The sequence below is a fragment of the Aphanizomenon sp. CS-733/32 genome (assembly GCF_028330045.1).
In the GTDB taxonomy this organism is placed as follows: domain Bacteria; phylum Cyanobacteriota; class Cyanobacteriia; order Cyanobacteriales; family Nostocaceae; genus Dolichospermum; species Dolichospermum gracile.
The window spans coordinates 1-5,896 of the sequence record NZ_JAQMSE010000081.1; the positions used below are offsets into that span (position 1 = coordinate 1).

A 5,896-nucleotide genomic window follows, 5' to 3' on the forward strand; every position below is an offset into this window, starting at 1 on the left:
CGAAAACTAACGCTAGTATATTCTGGAGGTGTATTTGGTAAATGTCCTCTTGGTGCATTAATATTGAAGGTAAGGTCTGAGTAACGCAACCAGTTATTTTCTCTCCGCCATCTAACGCGATCAGCAAACTGTTTATTCTGATATGGCTAACGCCACGCTACGCTATCAGACAATTACAACATTAACCACCAACAAACAAATGAGCAATTACATCCTGTACATCCTTAAATCCTGGACATCCTGATTCAGACAAAAAATCCTGAAGAAGTTCTCAATCTAGTGACTGAGCTATCAGTTGATCAACAAGAACTACTAATTAGTATCCTACAACGTCGAATAGCTGATATGCGACGAAAAGAATTAGCAAGTTCATCACAGGAAGCACTAGCTGAATTTAGAACTGGTAATCTTAAACCTCAAACCGCAATTGAAGCGATCGCTGAGTTAAGAACTTACTTAAATACTAATGAAACATAATCAGAAAACTGGTTCTTACTTCTCGCTTCAAGCGATATGAGGCGAAAATTTATCAAACATGATCAGAATTTACAAGCACGTATTGAGGAAACATTACAGCAAATGGAAACAGATTTATTTGCCGCTGACCTTGCTACTCATCAGCTAAAAGGTGAGTTTGATGGTTTACGTGCTTGTTCCTGTGGATATGACTGTCGGATTATTTTCTCTATGGAATTTTAAACATAGGTTCTCATGATGATGTCTACTAAAAGAGATTGATCGCTGTTTGGGGATATTGGGGTGCTATCACTTAAAATTGGGGTAGTTGTGAGCGATAGCGAAGCGCTGCTGCAAGCAGTTCGCCGTTTAGGATATTAGTTGGGATGCGATCGCTCTGTGTCTGGAGTGGTTCGTTAAGTAAACCCTAAATAGAAAAAAACTTATTCGTGAATAACAGCTTTTGAAATTCTAACGCAGGTAATGCTGGACTATATATAAAACCTTGGATTGCATCACAGTTATTTTCTCGTAGAAATGCCAATTCTGGCTCAGTTTCTACCCCTTTAGAAATAATTTTCAGATTCAAATCATGTCCTAATTGAATCAAGCTTTTGGTAATTGCTGCTTTGCGGTAATCATCATTAATATTTTGAATAAAGTCACGATCAATTTTGAGTGTATCCATTGGCAACTGTTTAAGATACATTAATGAATTATTACTCACTCCAAAATCATCAATGGTAATTTTTATCCCTAAAGAGCGTAATTTTTCCATAGCAGTTATAGCCACATTCATATCTTCCATAATCATGCTTTCGGTTAATTCAAGCTCTAGAAAATTTGATTGAATATTATGGCTAGATATCAAGTGGATAACCTTGGGAATTAAATCTAGCTGGTTAAATTCCAAAGGTGACAGATTCACCGCTATCGTTAAGTCATGAATGCCAATATCTTGCCAAACTTGCATTTGTTGGCAAACGGTTTTTAACACCCAATTACCAATATCAATAATTAAGCCATTAGACTCTGCTAAAAGAATAAATTCCCGTGGTGCAACTCTTCCCAGTTCGGGACTTTGCCATCGCAACAAGCTTTCTGCGGAAGTAATTCTCCCAGTATTGATATCAACAATTGGTTGATAATGAACTTCAAAACCATCAAAATTATTCTCTTTTATTGCTAGAGTTAAATTATTTAAAACTAACTGCATTCTTGGTGTTAATTTATGAGTACCAACCAACCAGTTTTGCTTTAGGTTTGCATATTTTTCTAACTTATTCAGAATAGCACTTAATAATTCATCCCTCGTAAAAGGCTTATTTAGATAATCATCTGCACCCACATTTATCCCCTGACGAAAATCGGATTTGTCCGTATTAGCAGTCAAAAAAATAAAAGGAATAGTTGATGTTAATGGCTCCTGACGCAACGCTTTTAACACGCCATAACCGTCTAATTCTGGCATCACTATATTACACAGAATTAAATCTGGAACTTCTAACCTAGCAACCTCCAAGCCTATTTTACCATTAGCAGCCGTAACAGTTTCAAAATTCTCAGCTTCTAGTATATCTAATAAATTATCTCGTCCTGATTCCTCATCGTCAATAACTAGAATTTTCGACATAATTAACCTCATTTTCACGATGATTATTTCAATTTAAAATACGTAAAGTGAATTTTAAAGTACACCTTCATATTCTGAAATCCTCTTGCCTTTTGCCTTCCTACGCAGGAAAATTCACAGAATCAAACCGGAGTCCTATAGGTGGACATTAAAAATTATTGTTATGACAAGGGAACAGGGAGCGAATTTTATTCTTTCTCCTGATTCGGTGACTCCTGCTCCCTGCTATAAACTAAGCTAACTTAGCAATTTCACCTGCCATGAATTTAGCAATCTGACTAAGTTTTTCCGGTGAGTTGGTTTCCATGTACACTCTCACCAAAGGTTCTGTTCCAGAAGGACGCAGTAACACCCAGCTACCCTCTTCTAAATACAGTTTAATACCATCTTTCCTGCCCACCTCTTTCACCGGAATTCCTGCCACTTCTGAGGGCGGATTTTGGGTGTAGGAATCAATCACTGCGACTTTGTGATCTTCCGTGAGGTGTAAATCCAAGCGATTGTTATACAACGGTCCATCAGCTTCAGCTATAGCTTCCTGTACCAACTGACTTAAAGGCTTGCCTTCATAAGCGATCGCCTCAGCTACTAGCATATCTGCTAAAACCCCATCTTTTTCGGGAATATGGCCAATGATACTTAAACCACCGGATTCTTCCCCACCAATCAAAACAGCAGTTTCTCGCATTTTCTCGCCAATGTATTTAAAACCCACCGCAGTTTCATAAATTTGCAAGCCATACTTAGCAGCAAAATTATCTAATAAATGCGTAGTTGCCACAGTCCTAACAATTGCACCGCTCTTACCCTTGTTTTTAATCAAATGCCGTGCTAGAACTAACAGCACTGTATTGGGAGTAAGGACATTACCTTGTTCATCAACAATACCAAAGCGATCGCTATCACCATCGGTAGCCAAACCCAAATCTGCATGATCAGCCCTCACGGCCGCCACCAACTCAACTAACTGTTCCCCTTTGGGTTCAGGCATACCACCGCCAAATAGGACATCTCGCCAATCGTGGAAACTTTCTAATTGACAACCACAGTGTTGCAAGACTTCATCTAAATATCCCCGTGAGGTAGAATAAAGGGCATCATATTTGACCTTTAAATTCGCACTTTTAATTTTTTCCACATCCAACAAGGTGTAGATAAAATTCAGATAATCGGGCTTTGGATCAAAAGTAGAAATTGTTCCAGATGGGTTACTTCCGGGTAACTCCTCCGATGCTGTTTCTATGTTGGCGACAATAGTATCAGTAATTTCTGGAGTTGCAGGACCTGCATAATCGGGAATATATTTAATCCCACAATAGGGTGCAGGATTATGACTGGCAGTAAACATCAAAGCCCCTGCGGAATTGAGCAAACGGGCATTGTAGGCAATTACTGGGGTGGGACAATCCCGATCAGTAATTTTCACATTCCAGCCCAAATCCGCCAAAACTGCGGCAGATGCCTGGGCGAACTCGTCAGCTAAAAACCGTGTATCGTAGGCAATTAAAACAGGTTTGTCTTTACTATAGGCGGTTTCCAGATAACTAGCGATCGCTCTCGTTACTTTCCGTACATTAGGAAAAGTAAAATCATCGGCAATAATTCCGCGCCATCCATCAGTCCCAAACTTTATCTTACCGGAATTGCTAGGGTTACTCATATTGCCACTCTCTCCCGTGCATGATTATTGCTATTTACTATTAGGAAGCATCCCGCAAAGCTGTGGAACAGCCACTAAGCCGCAAGTATCCCCAAGGTAATTTCTCTCACTCTACATGAGCAATGTCAACCCCCGATAGACCCTTTGTTAGTTACCACCTTTGGTCTTTATTTGCCCCCAGCCGGGGACAGGAACATTGGCATTGCCAAATGAGAAGAGGATTTATTAAAGCGCGACAGCATGAACCAAAGGTCAGGTCTTTGTTGGTAACAGCTACTCCACCCCAGCGCATTGGCATTCTTGCCCAAAAAGGTGTGTATGAGTTTCACCGTCATCTGCATTGGTTAACTCAAGTTGATGGCGTGGAAAAAGTAGCGAGGTTATTGGGATTAAGTCAGACTCATGAAACAGTTAAATATCGGGTATTACAAATTTTAAGAAAATATCAAAATGCCCCTTTATTATTGGGTAAGCGGATTCTGGAATTAACTTCCGGTGATGAAGGTTTCCCCAAACCAATTGTGATTGAAAAACAAGATTATTGCTTTCGGTTATATGCCGCTATGGACTGTATATTTATTGAGTCTGATAGCACCTTACATATTTTAGATTTTAAAACGGGTAGATCTGCCTTTGACCACAGACAAGCACTAGTTTATTTACTGGCAGCCCGTTATCTTTATCCTGGCAAACCCGCAGTTGCCTCTTTTTACAATTTGGAAGTTGGCAAAAAGTCGGAATTAATTACTATTAGTAATAGTGAGTTTAAAGCCTTAGAATCTGAGTTAGCAAATATTGCCCATCAACATCAGGAAGATTTGCAACAATATGAAGCTAAAAATAGCAACTTCAGTCAAATATTTCCCCCAAATCCCGGAAACCATTGCCGTTTTTGTGCTTTTAATTCTATCTGTGAATTTGCTGATTTAAAACTACCAAAATCTTATTCGATGCCAATTACAAAATCTCATCCTTCTCCCACATCTTCGTGAGTCGTACTTTGGTGATTTGGGCTTTGGTTAGTTGTTATATGGGACGGTTGGTGATTTGGTTATAACCTGAGTTCGGTGTTAGGAGTTTCTCCTTCGGAGACGCTACGCGAACAGAGTTATGATTTCTTCAACGAGATCATCAGGGTTTGAGACTCATATTTGGGGCAGTTTTCCAAAAATTATCTTATGTCGAACTCAGGTTCTTGCCAGATAGCTTTTACTGTAAATTCTGTATCTCATGCAAGTGCGTATCGGTATATTAAAAGCGGAAGTTTTTAATTCCCGCTTTCTCAATATCATCAGATTCCCCACAACTTGATTCATCCTCCAAATTTTGGGCTAGTACCGCTTCGCAGAAGTCAAAGGTCAAAAGTCAAAATTAAGACTGCATAGGCTTTTTGGCTTTTGGAAATGGTCGGTTTATTTACGCCGTGCTTGCTGTACTAGTAATTTTTAATTACTCTTGCCTATTGCCTCTTATCTTAATTCCTAAATGCCTATTGCCTATTGCCTCTTGTCTTAATTCCTAAAGTGGCATCAACGCTCTTTGACACTTAGGACACACGGCATGGATTGTCATTTGACAGTCTAATAAATGGAAACCCTCTTTTTGTGCTGTTTTTCCGCCAATCTTTAAAACTGAGTCATTCTTAAACTCAATAGTCGAATTACAGCGAACACAAATGAGGTGATGGTGGTGATGGGGATAAGGTTGATTAATTTCATAATGTTTATGCCCTTCACCTAATTCCAACTCCCGCAAAATCCCCATTCTCGCCATTAACTTTAAGGTGCGATAAATAGTTGATAGACTAATCCCTTCACCATCAGTTTCTAAACGATGATATAGGTCCTCTGCACTTAAATGTTCACCTTGCGGGAGTTCCTGAAAAATATGTAAAATTGTTTCGCGTTGTGGAGTTAAACGCCAGCCACGGTCGTTTAGTTCTGCTTTAAGTGAACCAGTTGTGTAGACAGTCATAGTAAATTTTCTCAACAAAGCTCATTAATTGAGAATATAACAAATATTTGGCTTGATTTGCAACAATCACCGCTTATTGAGAATATTTGCTAGTGGTCAGTGGTCAGTTGCCCCTTGCCCTTGCCTCTTGCCTCTTGCCCTTGCCCCTTGCCCCTTGCCTCTTGCCTCTTGCC

At 39.5% G+C, this 5,896-nt stretch carries 6 protein-coding genes and 1 pseudogene; 3 read left to right on the forward strand and 4 right to left on the reverse strand.

The window, feature by feature from the left end:
* A pseudogene (locus tag PN471_RS06495) lies at positions 1-122 on the reverse strand (GUN4 domain-containing protein); the annotation flags it as partial.
* 157 nt (positions 123-279) lie between these two features.
* Here PN471_RS06495 and PN471_RS06500 point away from each other — a divergent pair.
* Together PN471_RS06500 and PN471_RS06505 are read left to right on the forward strand one after the other, a co-directional pair.
* Positions 280-477 carry a hypothetical protein gene (locus PN471_RS06500; RefSeq protein WP_271776149.1) on the forward strand — a complete coding sequence of 66 codons (198 nt, stop codon included), beginning with the start codon at positions 280-282 and terminating at the stop codon, positions 475-477.
* A 36-nt stretch (positions 478-513) separates the two neighbouring features.
* On the forward strand, positions 514-699 hold the full coding sequence (locus tag PN471_RS06505; protein WP_271776150.1) for a hypothetical protein: 186 nt from the start codon (positions 514-516) through the stop codon (positions 697-699).
* Between the two features lie 184 nt (positions 700-883).
* Here the strand turns inward: PN471_RS06505 and PN471_RS06510 are convergent, their stop codons facing one another.
* Positions 884-2,089, reverse strand: a complete 1,206-nt coding sequence (locus PN471_RS06510) for a two-component system response regulator (protein WP_193894786.1) — start codon at positions 2,087-2,089, stop codon at positions 884-886.
* 232 nt (positions 2,090-2,321) lie between these two features.
* Positions 2,322-3,749 carry a phosphoglucomutase/phosphomannomutase family protein gene (locus tag PN471_RS06515; protein ID WP_271776151.1) on the reverse strand — a complete coding sequence of 476 codons (1,428 nt, stop codon included), beginning with the start codon at positions 3,747-3,749 and terminating at the stop codon, positions 2,322-2,324.
* 122 nt (positions 3,750-3,871) lie between these two features.
* Here PN471_RS06515 and PN471_RS06520 point away from each other — a divergent pair, with 122 nt between their 5' ends.
* Complete coding sequence (locus PN471_RS06520; RefSeq protein ID WP_271776152.1) at positions 3,872-4,741, forward strand: PD-(D/E)XK nuclease family protein; 870 nt, start codon at positions 3,872-3,874, stop codon at positions 4,739-4,741.
* A 526-nt stretch (positions 4,742-5,267) separates the two neighbouring features.
* Here PN471_RS06520 and PN471_RS06525 read toward each other — a convergent pair.
* Positions 5,268-5,723, reverse strand: coding sequence for a Fur family transcriptional regulator (locus tag PN471_RS06525; protein WP_096663223.1), 456 nt, complete (start codon positions 5,721-5,723; stop codon positions 5,268-5,270).
* Between the last annotated feature and the right edge of the window lie 173 nt (positions 5,724-5,896).